Genomic DNA, 17,632 nt, shown 5'->3' with positions numbered 1-17,632 from the left:
GCTCTCAGCGCAAGCGCCCGGTGCGCAGGTCGCACTGCATGGCCTGGCCGGACTGGAAGTCGGCGATGCGCATGCCCGAGTCGGGATGGGTGGACAGCCAATCCCAACCTGCGCCCGACTTGCGGCCGGCCTGCCCCTGTGACGTGGGCATGGGGGTTTCGGTCACGGCGGCAAACAGCTTGGCCAGCGGGCGCGTGTCCATCTTCTGGTGGCGCATCAGCGCCATGGAAAAGCAGTCGGCCTCGCGCTCGTGTGCGCGGCTGTAGGCCAGCGTGGTCAGGCTGGTGCTGGCCAGCGCCACCCAGCCGGAAACGTCGCTGAGCGCCATGCTCAGCACGGCATTGAGCACGGTCTGCTCGATCAGCGCGCGGCTGGAGTGGCGGTGCACGATGTGGCCGATTTCGTGCGCCAGCACGCCCAGCAGCGCGTCATCGCCCAGCTTGTGCTTGTCGGCCAGGGCCACCATGTCGTCGGTGAGCACCATCACGCCGCCGGGAAAGGCCAGCGCATTGGCGCCAATGAGCTCGCTGGCGCGGAACTCCAGCCGCCACACCGGCTGGTAGCCGCGATAGCGTCGCAATGGCTCGGGGATGTCGGCCAGCATGGCCTCAAAGCGCTGGCGCAGCGCCAACTGGCGCGCTGCGGGCAGGCTGCTGGACTTGAAGGCCCTGCCATCGAGCTGGGCCAGCGCCTGCTGGCTGATCTCCAGCTCCCAGCCAATGGGCACGAAGCGCGCCAGCTGCGTGGCCACCATCGGCGTGCCATAGCGGAAGAACAGCACCAGCAGCAGCACGCTGGCGGCAGTAAAGCCCAGCAGCAGCTTCCAGCCCAGTTGCAGGCGCTCGGCCACTTTGCGCTTGCCGCCTGCGCGGTTGTAGGCCTCGTGCCATTGCGCGGCGCTTTGCACCTCCAGCGTGCCGTGCTCGCCCAGGGCCACGGTCAGGCGGTTTTGCGCCGTACCTCGGCCATAGGTTTGCGGCCATTGCACCTGGCGGTGCGCCAGGCACAGGCCATCGCCGGCTGCATCCAGGGGCTCGATCACCAGCTGCGGGCCGCCAGCGGCCGGCTCGATCATGACCAGCACGCGCCGGCCACGGCTGCTCAGGCCGTCGTACCACAAGGCCTTGAGGGCACGGCCAGGCTGTGCAGCCGGGGCAGGGGCGGTGGCGCGATGGGCGGGCATGAGAGCTCAGGAGATGATGTCAAAACCGGCAAAGTCGGCAACGGCATCGGCCAGCGCGCCGCCTTCCTGCTGAATCACCAGCAGGCTCTTGATCTGCGAGACGCCGCCACGGATGTAGACGGTGGTGGAGTTCCACTTGGCGCGGTATTCGCGCACCCGGGCAAAGGGCCGGTAAAAGCCCAGCGTGAGCAGCGTCAGCAACCAGTTCTGCAGGCGCAGCCAGACGAAGCCCGGCACGCTCAGCGCGCAGCGAAAGCGCGCGATGTCGCTGATGCCGGTGCGGTTCCACACCAACCGGTGCTGGGCCGCCTCGCGGTAGGCCAGCGCGGCCTGTAGGCCCGTCAGCAGCGCGATCAAGCCGCCCAAAAAGGCCAGCAGCACTTGCTGCATGGATGGAATCCAGTCCTCCAGCCGCTCTTGATCGAATTGCTCGCAGGCTTGGGGCTGGCCACCTGGCTGCGGCGCTGGCCCCTTGGCCTGTGGCGCGGCCTCGGCCTGGCGCTGCATCTGCTGCAAAAACTCCTCCCACTCCTGCTCGGAGATGCCCTCGGGCCGCTCCATCTCGCGCAAGTCCTCATAGGTTTGCTGTTGCTGCAGCTGCACGGCGCACTGGTAGGCCTGCACCAGCCCGCTTTGCACGAGCACGTAGCCCGCGCCGCCGGCCACCACCGCCAGGCCCACCAGGCCAATCAGCGTGCTGGCCAGCCAGATCTTGACGAAATCCCAGTAGTTGGCGCGGAACACGCCGCCTTCGATGCCCAGGTAGCTGCGCTGCACCAACAGGCGCTGGTAATTGAACAGCACGCGCACCACGCACAGCCAGCTCACCAGCAGCGCCAGCACAATCAACGCCCAGCTGCCGGGCCTCAGGCCCAGCCAGGTCGTGGGGCGGGTTTCCTCCAGCAGGCTGGGCGAGGTGAAGGTGGCGATCATGTCCAGCCCCACGTAGGCCAAAAACCAGCTGGCAGCCATCAGGAACACCGGCCAGCTGGCCCAGTAAATCTCCTTCCAGTTCGTGCCAAAGCGCAGCCGCAGGCCCCGCCAGCGCGTGGCCGTGACGCGAAAGCGCTTGGCGCTGCCCCACAGAAAGGGGATGGCCACGGCCGCACTGGTCAGCGCCAGGCCCACCAGCAGCAGGTTGTCGTGGCTGATGGCCCAGTCGAACAGCTTGTACAGCCCCAGGAAGATGAAAAAGCCAATCACCATGCGCTTGATGCTGGCGTGAAACTCCAACGGGCTGCGCGCGATCACGCTGTGGCTGAAGAAGTATTCGGCCGTGCGCTTGCGCGCCCAGGGCGTGTAGATGCCCAGCGTCAGGATCAGCAGCAGCACATTGACGAACCAGACGCGGAAATACTGCGCGCCCGCTCCGGTGAACTTCAGGGGATAGGCCTTGACGGGGATTTTGGATTTGTCGGCCCTGGCCACAGCAGGGCGCACGGCTCTGGGCCTCGGTGGCGACGGCGGCGCAGCGCCATCGGACGGTTGCGAAGGCGCGCTGGCAGGCTCCTCATGCAGGCGCGATTGCGCCACCAGCTCCCATTGCTGCGAATCCGCACTCGAATCGGCATCGGGCATCCCAGCTGCTCCGCTGCTGTGCACATCGTCCTGGCTCATGCGCTTTCACCCCTCTCATGTAAGAGCCTGCCCTCAAAAAATCCTCGCGCTGCGCTCAGCCCCAGAATCGGGCCTCTGCTGCACCCACAAAACTTGCCAATAGCGCACTGTTGGCCACGCTTTGCGCCTTGCAGGCATCCCGGACCTGGGCGAGCGCCATTCGCAGCGAATTGGGGGGGACAGGCTCTCAGGCGCAATATCGAAAGGATGCAAGTGTAACGTTTTGTCTAAAGAGCCTCGCACATGCCAGAAACAAGCAGTTTTGCCGGCACAACATGGGCGTCTGGATCAAGGCCAGGGATTTGCAGGGCTTGCCCAGCAGGCGCAGAATCGCGGCTTTGCCGCCCGCCTTCTTGCCAAGCTGCCCACCGTGAAATTCCGTGCCTACTGGCGCCGTGCCCGCCCGCTGTCAGGCCGCACCCGCACTGCGCGCAACAACCTGTGGCTGAGCCTGGTGCTGACCTTCGTGGCCGGCGCGGCCAATGCCGGCGGCTTTCTGGCCGTGCAGCAGTACACCTCGCACATGACGGGCATCGTGGCGCACATGGCCGACTCCATCGCGCTGGGGGCCTACCATGCGGTGTTCGCAGGCCTGGGCGGGCTGCTGTCCTTCATCATGGGCTCGGCCTGCACCGCAGTCATGATCGGCTATGCCCGACGCCACCGGCTCGAGAGCGAATACGCCATGCCGCTGCTGCTGGAAGCTGCGCTGCTGATGCTCTTTGGCGCGCTGGGCGCGCGCCTGCAGGCCCTGCCCTCGCTGCTGTTCATCCCCATGACGGTGGTGCTGCTGTGCTTCATCATGGGGCTGCAAAACGCCGTGGTCTCGCAACTGGGCGGCGCGCAGATCCGCACCACGCACGTCACCGGCATCGTCACCGACATTGGCATTGAGCTGGGCCGGCTGCTGTACTGGAACCGCACCGATCTGGGCGACGAACAGCGCAAGGTGCGCGCCAACCGGCGCCACCTGGTCATGCTCGGCGCGCTGCTGTTGTGCTTCTTCGTCGGCGGCGTGGTGGGCGCTGTGGCCTTCAACACCATTGGCTATGTGTTCACGGCCGCGCTGGCGCTGATTCTGGTGACCCTGGCCACCGCGCCGGTGCTGCTGGATTTGCGCATAGCCTGGCGACGCTGGCGCAGCGTGCGCCGCCGCCGCAGCCCCCGCTGAAAGAAAGGCAAGAGGCGCAGCGCCCAGCTTGCCGCTGGCTGCGCGCAGGCCCTGCCTGAGGCGGCGCGGCACAGGGCCGCTACAATCGCCCAGCCCATGCCATGCCGCCATCGCGGCGCGCCCGGCCAGGCGCTGCGGCACAGCGCGCCATACACCGGGCGCGGGGGCTTGTTCCAACCTTGCTTGGCCGCTGCTTGCGTGCGCCATGCCTGCGCCATTTTCTATGCACACCACTGACCTGCTTCGCCTTTGCAGCGCGGCAGCGCTTGCGGCCTTGCTCGCAGCCTGCTCCAACACCTCGTCCGACCGCTCCGCCAACTGGTCGCCCGACCGGATCTACACCGAGGCGCGCAGCGAGATGAATGCCTCGAACTTCGAGAAGGCCGTGCCGCTGCTGGAGCGCCTGGAAGGGCGTGCAGCGGGCACTACGCTGGCGCAGCAGGCGCAAATCGACAAGGCCTACGCCCAATACCGCAATGGCGACAAGGCCGAGGCCATCGCCACGCTCGATCGCTTCCTGCAGCTGCACCCGACCAGCCCGGCGGCCGATTACGCGCTCTATCTCAAAGGCATCGTCAACTTCAACGACAACCTCGGGCTGTTTTCCTGGCTGCACCGCCAGGATTTGTCCGAGCGCGACCAGCGCGCGGCCAAGGAGTCCTTCGAGGCCTTCAAGGAACTGGTCGAGCGCTACCCCGAGTCGCGCTATGCACGCGACGCCCGCCAGCGCATGGTCTATATCGTCAATGCGCTGGCCTCGTACGAGGTGCATGTGGCGCGCTACTACTACTCGCGCGGCGCCTACGTGGCCGCCATCAACCGCGCCCAGCTGGCCATTCAGGACTACCAGGACGCGCCGGCGCTGGCCGAGGCGCTGCAGATTCTGGAGCGCTCCTACGACAAACTGGGCATGACCGAGCTGCGCGACGACACGCGCCGCGTGATCGAAAGCTCCTTCCCGCAAGGACTGCCCGGCGCGCAACCGGCGCAGCCCAAATCCTGGTGGCGCTTCTGGCGCTGACCCGCTGAGCCGCTGACCACTACGAAAGGGCGCTGTCATGACACCTCTGCAATCGGCTTGCCGCACCTTGTTGTTGAGCGCCGCCCTGGGCCTGGGCGCAGGCGCGCCGGCCTGGTCTTATTGGATGAGCAGCGATGGCGGCATGAGCCTGTCCATCGGCGCGGGCAATTACCTGCTCAGCAGCCAGGTGCTCAAAAACAGCTCTGGCGGCAGCAAAAAGGCCCAGGCCTCGCGCAAGGCCGCGCCCAAGCCCAGCGCCTACCGCTACCGCTACGCCCCAGCCGTCAGCCAGCAGGTGCGCGCAGAGTTCATGCAAGGCATGCGCCAGCGCATCGAACAATCCAGCGCGGGCGATGCCACCAGCCTGGCCATCGTCAACGCACTGGCCGATTACGACGGCATTGCCTCCGTGCGCGAGCAATTCAAGCGCATGGGCCACGACCCCGACAGCGTGGCCACGGCCATGGCCTTCTGGCTGCTGGGCAATTACCGCATCGTGCACGGCATCGACACGGCCCAGATCGAAACCGCCGGCCTGCTCAAGCAACTGCAAAGCGTGCTCAGCAGCGACCAGGGCATGCTCAAGCAAAGCGATGCCGACAAGCAGCGCATGGCCGAGCTGCTGCTGTGGACGGCCATCGTGCAGCAAATCGCCTACAACCAGGCCGATGAAAAGAAAGACGCCAGCGCCAAGGCCCAGGCTGCCAGCCAGGCGCGCGCCAGCCTGCAGCGCGTGGGCTTTGACGTCGATGCGCTGCAGCTGGACTCCAGCGGCTTGCGCCTGCGCTGAAGCCCTGCCCACCGCCGCCATCAACGGCCCCCCAAGCGCCATCAGGACTGCATGATGGCGTAGCCGTGCAGGCGCTCGTGCTCGGCCAGCGCAAAGCGGTCGGTCATGCCGGCGATGAAATCGGCCACGCTGCGCGCCGCGCCTGCATCGCTGCCGGCTTGCTGGGCGCGGGCGGCAAACTCCGGCGGCATGCGCTCGGGCGCGGCCAGGTAGTGTTGGAACAAATCGGTGATGACCTGCTGGGCGCGCTCGGTGGTGTGCTGCACCTGCGGGTGGCGGTACAGATGCTGAAACAGCGCCTGCTTGAGCTGCACGGCCTGGCGCTGCATGGCCTGGCTGAAGCGCAGCAGCGGCGGCAGCTGGCGCACGGCATCGGCGCTGGCTGGCCGGTGCTGGGCCAGGTGCGCGCTGGTGGTGTCGATGACGTCGTAGATCTGCGCGCTGAGCATGCGGCGGATGGTCTCGTACAACCAGCGTCGGGGCTGCTGGCGCAGCGCCGGGAACTCATCGGCGGCCTGGGCGTGGTGCTGGGCAAACAGCGCCACGTCCTGCAGTTGCTCGGCATGCAACAGGCCCGAGCGAATGCCGTCGTCGATGTCGTGCGCGTTGTAGGCGATGGAATCGGCCAGGTTGCACAGCTGCGCCTCCAGGCTGGGGCTGGGCCACTGCGCGTCCAGAAAGCGCCGCGCAATGCCGCCAGGCTCGCGCGCCTCGATGGCGCGGGCATTGCGCGCCGAGCAGTGCTTGAGGATGCCCTCGCGGGTTTCAAAGCACAGGTTCAAGCCGTCAAACTGCGGATAGCGCTGCTCCAGCACATCGACCACGCGCAGGCTTTGCAGGTTGTGCTCGAAGCCGCCGAAATCACGCATGCAGGCGTGCAGCGCATCCTGCCCGGCATGGCCAAAGGGCGTGTGGCCCAGATCGTGCGCCAGCGCAATGGCTTCCACCAAATCTTCATCCAGCGCCAGCGGCCGGGCGATGGAGCGCGCCACCTGCGCCACCTCCAGCGAATGCGTCAGCCGCGTGCGGAACATATCGCCCTCGTGGTTGAGAAACACCTGCGTCTTGTAAACCAGGCGGCGAAAGGCCGAGGAATGCACGATGCGGTCGCGGTCGCGCTGGAAATCGCTGCGCGTGGGCGCAGCGGCTTCGGCCACGCGCCGCCCGCGCGTGTTTGCGGGCTGGCTGGCATAAGGCGCGTGGCGGGCGCTGGCGGGGGCGGGGCTCATGGGCGGGTGGTTTCTGCAGGGCATCACAAAGGGGTTTCGGCAACAGGCGGCAACAGGCGCGCGGCGCATTGTGCCGCCTATCATGCGATGCTGCGGCCACAGCACCGCGCCTGAGAGCCGGTTCAAAATCTCGGTGCGAGTTGGCAAGAAAGTGGTTTGGGATGGGCTGCAAGGCGCAGAACACAGCCATGGCCCCAACCATGGCGAGGCTTTGCAACGGAAGCAGGCCGCCCCAATCCGCGCTCTTGGCCGCAGTAGAGAGATTTTGAACAGGCTCTGAGAGCCGTGGAGGAGATGAACGACATGCGCATGCCCACCGCCGAGCCATTCGAGCGCTACTGGATCGTCAACCCACACACCGTGGCCGAGGCCAATCTGCGCATGGGCGCCGCCTTGCTCATGGTCATGGGCGGGGGCATCGGCGTGTTCTCGCTGCTCAAGATCGGCGGCTGGTTCAGCCTGCTGGCCCTGCCCTTTGCGGCCCTGGCGCTGCTGGCGGCGCTGGTCTGGGGGCGGCTGTTTGCCTTTGCCTTTTTGCACCCCCGGCGGCGCCTGGCACAGATCGACCAGCACGGCCTGCGCCTGGTGGTGGACCACAGCGCGCTGGCCGGCTTCTGGCCCCGCCAGCAACTGGGCCCGCCCATGCCCTGGCAGCAACTGCAGGCCGTCTACGCTTACCAAACGCAGCGCATGGGCGAGCACGGCATGCTGTACTTCAGCCACCTGGCCGTGGTGTTCAAGGATGGCCAGACCCGGCGCTTTGACACCGACGTGCTGGGCCAGCACGCCGTCAGCGAAGACATTGCCGCCGCGGCCCAGGCCGTGCTGGCCGGCCAGCGCCCGGCTGCCGCGCCGGATGTGGCGCTGCGCATCCGGCCGCTGGGCTGGCTGGTGGCGACGCTCGGCCCGCTGTGCGCGCTGCTGCCAACCAGCCTGCTGGTCTTGCAGGAGGAGCTGAAGCCCATCTTGGGGCCCCACTTCGAGCGCACCATCGACTACTCCATGCTGCTGCTGCTCCTGACGCTGTGCGCCCGTCTGGCGCCATCCTGGCAGGCGCAGCAAGTGGAGCTGCCCGCCCCGCCATCACGTGCGTAATGGCGCTTGGCAAGAAAAGCCAAACGCCCATCCGCTGCGCTGCCATTGCCCGCCGTCCAGACAGCGCCTTGACGCAAAGGCTCCAAAGCCTGGGGCCGCCTTTCAAGTCAGGCTGGTATCGACCACGCGCTTTTGCAGCGCCAGGTATTCCTGCGACTGCATTTCGTTCAGGCGCGAGACGGTGCGCGGGAATTCATGCGCCAGCGGGCCTTGCAGGTACAGCTGCTCGGGCGCAACAGCGGCCGAGACCATCAGCTTGACGCTGCGGTCGTAGAGCACGTCCACCAGCCAGGTGAAGCGCCGCGCCTCCGAGGCCAGGTTGACCGACATCTGCGGGATGTCCGACACCAGCACGGTGTGGAACTGGTTGGCGATTTCCAGATAGTCGTTCTGCGAGCGCGGGCCGCCGCACAGTTGCTTGAAGTCGAACCAGATCACGCCGCCGGCGCGGCGCTTGGCCGGGATGCTGCGCGACTCGATGCGCATCAGCGGCTCCTCATCGGCGCTTTCGGCCAGTTGCTCGAAGGCTGCGGCCATGGCGGCGTCGGCCTCGGGGCCGTTGGGGCAGTGGTAGAGCTGCACGTGCTGCAGCGTGCGGCGGCGGTAGTCCGTGCCGTTGTCCACGTTGACCACCTCCATGCGCTCGTTGAGCAGGGCGATGGCCGGCAGAATCCGGTCGCGGTGCAAACCGTTGGGGTAGAGCTCATCGGGCCTGAAGTTGGAGGTGGTGACAAAGCCCACGCCGTTGTCGAACAGCGCCAGCAGCAGCTTGTAGAGAATCATCGCGTCCGTGATGTCGGCCACGTGGAACTCATCAAAGCAGATCAGCTTGTAGCGCTTGGCAATGCGCGCGCCCAGCACGTCCAGCGGATTTTGCGTGCCCTGCAGGGCGTGCAGCTCGCGGTGCACCTCGCGCATGAACTCATGAAAATGCAGCCGCACCTTGCGCTGGATGGGCACCTGCTGAAAGAAGCATTCCATCAAAAAGCTCTTGCCGCGCCCCACGCCACCGTACATGTACACGCCCTGCGGGATCTCAGGGCGGTTGAGCAGCTTCTTGAAGCGGTTCGAGCGCTTGCTCTTGTAGGCCGCCCATTCTTCGGCGCAGCGCTGCAGCGCCTCCACCGCGCGCAGCTGCGCTGGGTCGGCCTGATAGCCCTTTTCCGCCAAACTGGCCTGATAGGCCTCTCGCACATTCATGCCTGTGTCACCTTCTGTTGTTGCGCCACGCCCTGCGGCCAAGCGGGCGATTGTCCCATAGCCCCGGCGCGCAGCCGCGCATGGCCCTGAGCCGGCCAGCGGCGACAATAGCCGCCTTGGACATACCGCCACCCACCTCCCGTCGACACACTGCCGCTGCCCGCCCCATGCCCAGCCAAGATCCCTTCAGCCCCTGGCACGCCGCAGGCGATGCCCAAGACAGCGCCGCCGCGCCCATGAGCACCGCCCTCGCCCCCGGCGCCAGGGTCTGGCCAGTAGGGGCGCTGTGCCTGGCCATTGGCGATGCGCTGCAGGCGCGCTTTGGCGCCGTGGCCGTCGAAGGCGAGATCAGCGGCCTAAGCCGCGCCGCCAGCGGGCACCTGTACTTCGCCCTCAAGGATGCCCAGGGCCAGCTGCGCTGCGCCATGTTCCGCCGCGCCGCGCAACTGGCGACTTTCGAGCCGGCCGAGGGCGACCGCGTCATCGTGCAGGGCCGCGTCAGCGTCTACGGCCCGCGCGGCGACCTGCAGCTGGTGGTCGAGAGCATGCGCCGCGCCGGCCTGGGCAGCCTGTACGAGCAATTCCTGCAGCTCAAACAACGCCTGCAGCAAGAAGGCCTGTTCGATGCTGCGCGCAAGCGCCCGCCGGCGGCGCTGCCGCGCGGACTGGCCATCGTCACCTCGCCCAACGCCGCCGCGCTGCACGACGTGCTCAGCGCGCTGCGCCGCCGCGCGCCGCACGTGCCCGTGCTGCTGGTGCCGGCCCTGGTGCAGGGCGCGGGCGCGCCGGCCTCGCTGCGCGCGGCGCTGGCCCAACTCTACGAGGGCATCGCCCAAGGCCGGCTGCGCCGCGCCGATGGCCAGCCGCTGCACATCGACACCATCTTGCTGGTGCGCGGCGGCGGCTCCATCGAAGACCTCTGGGCCTTCAACGACGCCGAGCTGGCACGCCTGATTGTGCAAAGCCCAGTGCCGCTGGTGGCTGGTATCGGCCACGAGACCGACTTCACCATCGCCGACTGGTGCGCCGACCTGCGCGCGCCCACGCCCACCGCCGCCGCCGAGCTGGCCGCCCTGCCCCGCCAGCAGCTGCTGCAAGCCTTGCAGCACAGCCACGACCGCCTGGCCCAGGCGCTGGATCGCTACGGCATGGAGCAGCAGCGCCGTCTGCAATGGGCCGGCCACATGCTGGCGCGCCCCTCGGCGCTGCTGGCGCAGCACGCCGCGCAACTGCAACGCAACGCCCAGCGCCTGCGCCACAGCGGCCAGCAACAGCTCGAACGCCAAACACTGCGCCTGCAACAGCACGGCGCGCAATGGCCGCGCGCACTGCAGGCCAGCCTGCAGGCGCAGCAACAGCGCCTGGCCCAGGCCGCGCTGCGGCTGCGCATGCTCGACCCGCAACAGGTGCTCGAACGCGGCTACGCCATCCTCAGCACCGCGCAGGGCGAGATCGTGCGCAAGCCCGCGCAACTGCAGCCCGGCCAAACCATCACCGCCCGGCTCGCCCAGGGCAGCGCCACGCTGCAGGTGCCGCCGCACACGCCTGACGCATCATCGCAACCCCAGCCCAAACCCCCACCAGCGCCGCAGCAAAAACTGCCGTTTTGAGCCGTTTGCGCAAGGCTCTACAAGAGCCTGCGCCCTCGCATGCTCGTCTATCAAGCCACACAAGCCACTGCAGGCGCGACAGGCCTGGCTCCGTGAAGATCCACCCCGGAACAGCGCCACCGCCATCCATCAGATGATGGACAGGTCAGTTATGGGAAATCGCAGCAGTGTATTGATTGGCGTGCGCATTGATCCGACCGTCGAAACGGCAAGCCAGGGACACATTGGCAGGCGCTGCTTGGCGATTTCCTCACGCCGTGCGCATGGCCTTGACCAACATCCCCACCAAGCGCCGTTTCAGCTTCAGAGACCAGCCCAAACCGGATCAGTCGTAGGGGCTGGCGCTGCCATTTGCGCGCCCTCATTCCATCCGCGTTGCGCGCAACACACATGCCGTATTCCACGTGGCAATGGCCCGGAGCACCTGGGCAGGCACTTCAACCTGCAGCAGCGCGCGCCAGCAACATGCTGTCGCCATAGCTGAAAAAGCGGTATTGCTGGGCGATGGCGTGCTGGTAGAGCGCACGCACGTGTTCATAACCGGCAAAGGCGCTGACCAGCATCATCAGCGTGCTCTTGGGCAGGTGGAAGTTGGTCAGCAGCAGATCGACGACCTGGAATGCAAAGCCTGGGCGGATGAAGATTTGCGTCTCGCCCTCGGTTTGGCCGGTCTGCGCCCAGCTCTCCAGCGCGCGCACCGAGGTCGTGCCCACGGCCACGATGCGCCCTCCGCGGGCGCGGCAGGCAGCCATGGCAGCCAAGGTCTCAGGCGGTATGTGGTAGCGCTCGCTGTGCATGCGGTGCGCGTCCAGGTCTTCGGTCTTGACGGGCTGGAAGGTGCCCGCCCCAACGTGCAGCGTGATGGCCGTACGCTCGATGCCGGCAGCCTGCAGCGCCGCCAACGTGGCCTCATCAAAATGCAGGGCAGCCGTGGGCGCGGCCACGGCGCCAGGCGCGCGCGCAAACACGGTTTGATAGCGCTGCGCGTCCTGCGCGGCATGCGGGTCGTCGCCCTGGGCCTGCTGGCGCTCGATGTAGGGCGGCAGCGGCAAATGGCCCAACCGTTCCATCAAATCCCAGGCGCTCTGGCCGGGCGGCGCCAAGAGGCGCAGGCGAAACAGCGGCCCCTGCTCGTCTGGGTAGCGGCCCAGCAGCTGGGCATCGAAGCCGCCTTGCTCGCGGCCGCCGGCAAAGTGCAGCAACGCGCCGACGGCAGGCTTTTTGCTCACGCGCAAGTGCACGGCCACTTCGTCGCCGTGCAGCACGCGCTCGACGAGAATTTCCAGCCGACCACCGCTGGCCTTGTGGCCGAACAGCCGCGCTTTGACGACCTTGGTGTCGTTGAACACCAGCAGGTCGCCAGCCCGCAGCAGGCTGGGCAATTGGTGGAACACGCGATCGACCGGCGGCCAACTGCGCCCATCGAGCAAACGCGCTGCGCTGCGCTGCGCTGCGGGGTGGTGGGCGATGAGCTGCTCGGGCAGCGCGTAGTCGAAATCGCTGAGACTATGATGGCCGGAGGCAGCAGGCATGGGGAAGTCTGAAGTTCAGGAAGGCACCAATTTTATGGATGCGATGCACGTGCAGCAGCGCCATGCATCTCTACAGCCTTCGACTGCTTTACTTGACAGGAAAAGCCAAGACCCGCCGTTACCTGAATCTCAACAATGCCCAAACACCTTGCCTGTTTGCCGCTATATCGCCGATGCTTTGGTCGAAGAAGCTGAGATCAGCCAATCGCGTGATGAGGCAATCCGTGTCAGCTTCCTGCCCCAGCGGCCTGTACGACGACCAAGGCGTCCACAACCGTAACGCCATTGGCACTGGCCATGACTGGATTCAGATCCACGGATTGGATGCGGCCATGGGCCTCAGTCACCCACTGCCCCAGCGCCACTGCGCTGTGCGCCAATGCCTGCAAGTCGATCGGTGATTCGCCACGCACCCCTTGCAGCACCGACGCGATACGCAAGCGCGAGATGGCGTACAGCACTTCATCCATACTGCACGGTGCGATCAGCAGCTGAGTGTCCCGCAGACTTTCAACATACTTGCCACCGTCACCGATCAGCACAGTCGCACCAAACACCGGATCCCAGTGCGCGCCCAGCATCATTTCACGCTGACCCTTGACCATGCGGGCCACCAGCACTCCTTCACACGGGGCTCCCAAACGAATCAGGGTCTGAGTTTGTGCTTCAAACGCGGCCCGCACAGCGGCCTCGCTGTTGCAATCGAGCGCCACCAGGCCATGCTCACTCTTGTGCGGCACGGCCGGAGAGCTGGCCTTGACCGCCACAGATGCGCCCATGTCACGCCAAGCCTGCACAGCCTCGTCAGCGCTTTGGCAAAGACGGTGTTCGACGATCGGCAGCCCTGCGCAGCCCAGGGAGCCGGCAGACTGCAACATCGCTGGCGACAAATCGGCAACCCCAGCCCCAGCGCCACCGAGCAGCATCAGGCTAGTAGCTTCGCTGAGTGTATGAGAGGGGGCTGCTGCAACCAGCTGGCTCGGCGGAGCCTGCCAATCGGGGTTTTGCTGGCTGCTTCGCATCAGCTCGTGGTGACTAGCCAGCTGAGCCAAAGCCGCCAGGGCCGCACCGGTATGGCCGGCAGTCGGCACACCACGACGCTGAAAGGCCTGCATGGCCTCTTCTTGCCAGACTGATACGACAATCGGTTTATCGAGCTCCTGCATGAAGCGCAAACTGTCATCAGCGAAGCGGTCAACGTCATACCCCATGCCAGTGACAGGGATGTCCAGCAGCAGCATGTCCACTTGGGGGTCACGGGCCAGAGCAGGCAGGGCCTGACCAAACAGGCCGCTGTTGGTCAGCAACGCCGCCGTCACATCGACCGGATTGGTGGTGGCAGCGAAACTCGGCAGACTCTGGCGCAGCCAGGCCTGCGTGTCCGGCTGCAGCACGGGCAGCTCCAGACCCAGAGTTTCGGCATGGTCCGCTGCCATCACACAGCTGGCACCTGAGTTGCTGAGCACTGCCACGCGCCGACCCTGCGGCTGCCATCCATGCAAATAGACGGATGCACAAGCTGCCAGCGCATGCGCATCTTCGACGCGCCAGATGCCATGCTTACGCAGAAAAGCCGAAACCGCCCGATCCTCGCTGGCCAACGCCCCCGTGTGAGAGGCGGCGGCCTTCTGCCCTGCAGCGGAGTGGCCAGCTTTGACCGCCACGATGGGCACACCGCGCGCGCGCGCCAGCCGCGCTGCCTCGGCCAAGTGCTCCGGATCCTTCAGGCTTTCCATATAGAGCAGCAGTAGTTGGACTGTGGGGTCCTGCAGAACTTCGATCGCCAATTCGCTGACGGTCACATCGGCCTCGTTGCCGGTTGCATGCATATGGCGCACACCGATACCCTGACGCCGCAGCATCCCATAGACCATGGCGCTCACGCCTCCACTCTGACTGACAATCGCCACCGGCCCGTCTTTCGGTGGCGCTTCAATAAACATCGTGGAAAAGCTGGAGATCGCGCCCGTTCCAAAATTGGCTAGGCCCTGACTGTTCGGGCCGACGATGCGCACACCGCCCGCCTGTGCCGCGGCCATCAGCCGCGCCTGTGCCGCATGCCCATCCGGTCCAGCCTCCCCGTAGCCAGAGGCAATCACGATGGCAGCCGGCACGCCCAGTGCCGCACAGTCCTCTATAGCCTCCTGCGCGGCATCGCCAGCGACCACCACGATCGCTAGATCCGGCGGTTCGGGCACATCGCGCAAACGCGCATGGCATGGCAGACCCTGCACCACATCCCGGCTAGGGTTGATGGGCAAGATTGAGCCGGCAAAGCCGTGCTCACGCATGTAGTGAATGGGGCGGCCTCCGATCTTGTGGATATTGTCGGAGGCTCCTACCACCGCCACGGAACGAGGAGCTAGAAACGCAGACAGGGAATGATTCATAAATACCAATCAGAAAGGATTTGAAAGTAGGCTATTTCGCTGTGCACATTGACGAACGAAATACAGCAGCACGCCTTCCTCGTGAGACCTGAATGACGCATGCACTGGCTCACCGATCACCAAGCCAGTATCGGCATGGCCCATCACGAGCGGGCCTTCTTCAAGACGAGCCAAAACGATGGTGTAGGGCACCAAGGCCTTGAAGCTCTGTGCCGGCGCTCGATGGATCTCTGTGACGGCATGCACCCAAGCACGCCCTGAAGCCGCACGCCACTCCAGCGCACGACTGTGGCAGTCAGGACAGCTAAAACGCTCCAGTGCGTGGTGCTGGCCACATTCTCGGCATACCTGCAACAGCACTTGCCGCGCCGCCAGCCCTTGTTGGAAACGGGAGTGGGTCATGGGGACTTAGCTCGCATCAAGGATCAGACTGACATGGGCAGACAACACCCCGCCATCGGCATGAAACAGCGCTCGCCGACGTCCTGCAATCTGACGACTGCCGGCCCGTCGCGCCAGCTGTTGATAGGCCTCGACCAAATGCATCAGACCACCAGCCACGCCGGAATGACCAAACGACAGTAGCCCCCCATGGGTGTTGAGCGGGCAGGCTCCATCGGTATCGAAATCGCCCGCCAGCAAGCGGCGCACAGCCTGCCCAGGCGGCGCCACACCCAGCTCCTCAAGCAGCATCACCAAGGTGATGGTGAAGGAGTCATAGATCGCCAGGTAATCTATGTCATCAATGCCATAGCCGGCCTGCGCCAGCGCTGCCTGCGCACTGCGCGCTGCCCCTGTGTCGAACACATCATCGATAGCGCAAAGGTGCTGGTGGCGGTGCGCCTGGCCTGCTCCGGAAATGCGTACTGGAGTACCGGTACCTGGCTCAGCCGAAACAACCACAGCCACGCCGCCATCGGAAATAGGGCAGCAATCGGACAGACGCAACGGCGTAGCAATAACGCGCGCCTGCTGTGCCTGCTGCAGATCAAGCGGCTCGCGCAAATGTGCCTGGGGGTGCAATTGCGCATGGCTGCGCATCAACACGGCAAAACGCGCTAGATCAGTGGAGTTCACCCCCGACTCGTGCATGTAGCGCGAGGCTAACAGTGCATAGTAGGCTGGCACCGAGGCCCCATTGGGCACTTCGACAGCAGGGTCACCGACCTGTGCCAAAGTCTGCATGGCTTGGTCACGCTGCTGGCCGCTCAAGCGATTCTCACCGGCCACGACCAGCACATTGCGGCAGCGCCCCAAGCTCACCAATTGCGTCGCCAGCATCACCATCACGCCACCAGTGGCCCCTCCCGAAGCCAAACCATGGGCATACTGCGGTTGCAAGCCCATAAACTCGCAAAATCGATTGGCCAACATCAGGTGTGGCAGAGTAGTTGCGTAACCACTGAGCACGCCATCAATGGCCGCCCCCTCCAACCCAGCGTTGTCAAGGGCTTGCGCAGCTGCCTCACCCATTAGCGTCAGAGGGTTACTGCCAAGCAATCGACCGAATGCAGTGTGACCAACCCCGCGGATGAACACCTCTCCAGCCATCATTTCTGAACCAACGGGCACTGAGACTCCGCCAGCGGCATGAAGGCCTGCTGGCCCGGGATCGTCGCCAACAGCTTGTAGTAGTCCCATGGCTCCTTGGACTCCTCTGGCTTCTTGACCTCGAACAGGTACATGTCATGCACCATGCGACCGTCTTCGCGGATATGGCCACCGGTAGCAAAAAAGTCATCAATGGGCGTAGCCTTCATCTGTCGCATTACTGCCTCGGTATCGTCAGTACCTGCTGCCTTGATGGCCTTGAGGTAGTGCATCACCGAGGAATAAACGCCCGCCTGACTCATGTTGGGCATGCTCTTGACTCGTGCAAAGTAGCGCCGGGACCATTGCCGCGTGGCCTCGTTCATATCCCAGTAGAACGCTTCGGTCAGCACCAGGCCCTGCGCCGCTGGCAGGCCTAACGCGTGCACGTCGTTGATGTAGAGCAGCAGCCCCGCCATGGTGGTGCGGCCATCCTGCGTCAGGCCAAACTCGGCGGCCGACTTAATGGCATTGACAGTGTCGGTGCCAGCATTGGCCAAGCCCACCACGTCGGCGCCGCTGGCCTTCGCCTGCAGCAGATAGGCAGCAAAGTCGCTGGTGGAGATTGGATGGCGCGCCGCACCCAACACCTCCCCGCCGTTGGCTCTGACCACCTTCGAAGCGGAGGTCTCCAGGCTATGGCCGAAGGTGTAGTCGGCTGTAAGAAAGTACCACTTCTTACCTCCGCGCTGCGTCAGTGCCTGTGCGGTGGAGTTGGCCAGGGCATAGGTATCGTAGACGTAGTGCACCAGCGTGGAGGCACACAAATCATTGGTCAGACGCTCCGTACCAGGGCCGGAAAACAGCGTGATACGGTTTTTCTGTCGGGCAACTTCCAGCACTGCAATCGCCGGCGCGGATCCGGTGACATCGACGATGGCGTCGAGCCGATTCTTGTCGAACCATTCACGCGCCTTGCTGGCAGCAATGTCCGCCTTGTTCTGGTGATCCACGGACAACAGCTCAATCTTCTTTCCCAGCACCTCGCCGCCGAAATCTTCAATGGCCATCTGCGCGGCCATCACGCTGCCCCGCCCCGTGATATCGGCGTACGGGCCGCTCAAGTCCATCAGCATTCCCAGTCGTACGGCATCGTCAGAAACCTGCGCCAAAGCAAAGGCATGTCCAGCCAATGCCGAGACGGCCATCAGGCTGGCCAGCCAGGCGCGCGGAGAAAATGTTTGTTTCTGCATACTTTGTCTCC

At 65.3% G+C, this 17,632-nt stretch carries 14 protein-coding genes; 5 read left to right on the top strand and 9 right to left on the bottom strand.

Going from position 1 to position 17,632, the window contains the following annotated elements:
• Positions 1–4: 4 nt before the first annotated feature.
• Both CK620_RS05875 and CK620_RS05870 read right to left on the bottom strand, forming a co-directional pair.
• Positions 5–1,183, bottom strand: coding sequence for a M48 family metallopeptidase (locus tag CK620_RS05875; protein WP_095549488.1), 1,179 nt, complete (start codon positions 1,181–1,183; stop codon positions 5–7).
• Positions 1,184–1,189: 6 nt separating this feature from the next.
• Positions 1,190–2,800, bottom strand: coding sequence for a YjgN family protein (locus CK620_RS05870; RefSeq protein ID WP_095549487.1), 1,611 nt, complete (start codon positions 2,798–2,800; stop codon positions 1,190–1,192).
• Between the two features lie 370 nt (positions 2,801–3,170).
• Here CK620_RS05870 and CK620_RS05865 point away from each other — a divergent pair, with 370 nt between their 5' ends.
• From CK620_RS05865 to CK620_RS05855, 3 genes are all read left to right on the top strand, one after another.
• Positions 3,171–3,971 carry a YoaK family protein gene (locus tag CK620_RS05865; protein ID WP_095549621.1) on the top strand — a complete coding sequence of 267 codons (801 nt, stop codon included), beginning with the start codon at positions 3,171–3,173 and terminating at the stop codon, positions 3,969–3,971.
• A 223-nt stretch (positions 3,972–4,194) separates the two neighbouring features.
• Complete coding sequence (locus CK620_RS05860) at positions 4,195–4,992, top strand: outer membrane protein assembly factor BamD (RefSeq protein WP_095549486.1); 798 nt, start codon at positions 4,195–4,197, stop codon at positions 4,990–4,992.
• 37 nt (positions 4,993–5,029) lie between these two features.
• Positions 5,030–5,782 (top strand): DUF6683 family protein, encoded by a 753-nt coding sequence (locus CK620_RS05855; RefSeq protein WP_143325953.1) that lies wholly within the window; start codon positions 5,030–5,032, stop codon positions 5,780–5,782.
• Between the two features lie 41 nt (positions 5,783–5,823).
• Here CK620_RS05855 and CK620_RS05850 read toward each other — a convergent pair whose 3' ends face one another.
• A complete protein-coding gene (locus CK620_RS05850; protein ID WP_095549484.1) occupies positions 5,824–7,011 on the bottom strand; it encodes a deoxyguanosinetriphosphate triphosphohydrolase in 1,188 nt (395 codons plus the stop codon).
• 294 nt (positions 7,012–7,305) lie between these two features.
• Between CK620_RS05850 and CK620_RS05845 the strand changes: the two genes are divergently transcribed.
• Positions 7,306–8,106, top strand: a complete 801-nt coding sequence (locus CK620_RS05845) for a hypothetical protein (protein ID WP_095549483.1) — start codon at positions 7,306–7,308, stop codon at positions 8,104–8,106.
• A 102-nt stretch (positions 8,107–8,208) separates the two neighbouring features.
• Here CK620_RS05845 and zapE read toward each other — a convergent pair whose 3' ends face one another.
• A complete protein-coding gene (zapE, locus tag CK620_RS05840) occupies positions 8,209–9,306 on the bottom strand; it encodes a cell division protein ZapE (protein WP_095542469.1) in 1,098 nt (365 codons plus the stop codon).
• A gap of 236 nt (positions 9,307–9,542) precedes the next feature.
• On the opposite strand from zapE, the gene xseA reads away from it, so the two are divergent.
• A complete protein-coding gene (gene xseA, locus CK620_RS05835; protein ID WP_095549620.1) occupies positions 9,543–10,916 on the top strand; it encodes an exodeoxyribonuclease VII large subunit in 1,374 nt (457 codons plus the stop codon).
• Between the two features lie 437 nt (positions 10,917–11,353).
• Here xseA and queA read toward each other — a convergent pair whose 3' ends face one another.
• The 5 genes from queA to CK620_RS05810 all read right to left on the bottom strand — a co-directional run bounded on the left by queA (position 11,354) and on the right by CK620_RS05810 (position 17,576).
• Positions 11,354–12,448 carry a tRNA preQ1(34) S-adenosylmethionine ribosyltransferase-isomerase QueA gene (gene queA / locus CK620_RS05830; RefSeq protein ID WP_095549482.1) on the bottom strand — a complete coding sequence of 365 codons (1,095 nt, stop codon included), beginning with the start codon at positions 12,446–12,448 and terminating at the stop codon, positions 11,354–11,356.
• A gap of 227 nt (positions 12,449–12,675) precedes the next feature.
• Positions 12,676–14,838, bottom strand: coding sequence for an acetate--CoA ligase family protein (locus tag CK620_RS05825; RefSeq protein WP_095549619.1), 2,163 nt, complete (start codon positions 14,836–14,838; stop codon positions 12,676–12,678).
• A 9-nt stretch (positions 14,839–14,847) separates the two neighbouring features.
• Positions 14,848–15,240: a Zn-ribbon domain-containing OB-fold protein gene (locus CK620_RS05820; RefSeq protein ID WP_095549481.1), complete on the bottom strand. Its 393-nt coding sequence runs from the start codon at positions 15,238–15,240 to the stop codon at positions 14,848–14,850.
• A 6-nt stretch (positions 15,241–15,246) separates the two neighbouring features.
• Complete coding sequence (locus tag CK620_RS05815; RefSeq protein WP_095549618.1) at positions 15,247–16,389, bottom strand: thiolase family protein; 1,143 nt, start codon at positions 16,387–16,389, stop codon at positions 15,247–15,249.
• Positions 16,389–17,576 carry an ABC transporter substrate-binding protein gene (locus tag CK620_RS05810; protein WP_238946048.1) on the bottom strand — a complete coding sequence of 396 codons (1,188 nt, stop codon included), beginning with the start codon at positions 17,574–17,576 and terminating at the stop codon, positions 16,389–16,391. The genes CK620_RS05815 and CK620_RS05810 overlap by 1 nt, the downstream gene beginning before the upstream one ends.
• Between the last annotated feature and the right edge of the window lie 56 nt (positions 17,577–17,632).

This window comes from Vandammella animalimorsus, assembly GCF_002285285.1.
Lineage (GTDB): Bacteria > Pseudomonadota > Gammaproteobacteria > Burkholderiales > Burkholderiaceae_C > Lampropedia > Lampropedia animalimorsus.
Note: the sequence above shows the minus strand (reverse complement) of the source record. Positions and strands in the feature narration are given on the sequence as shown.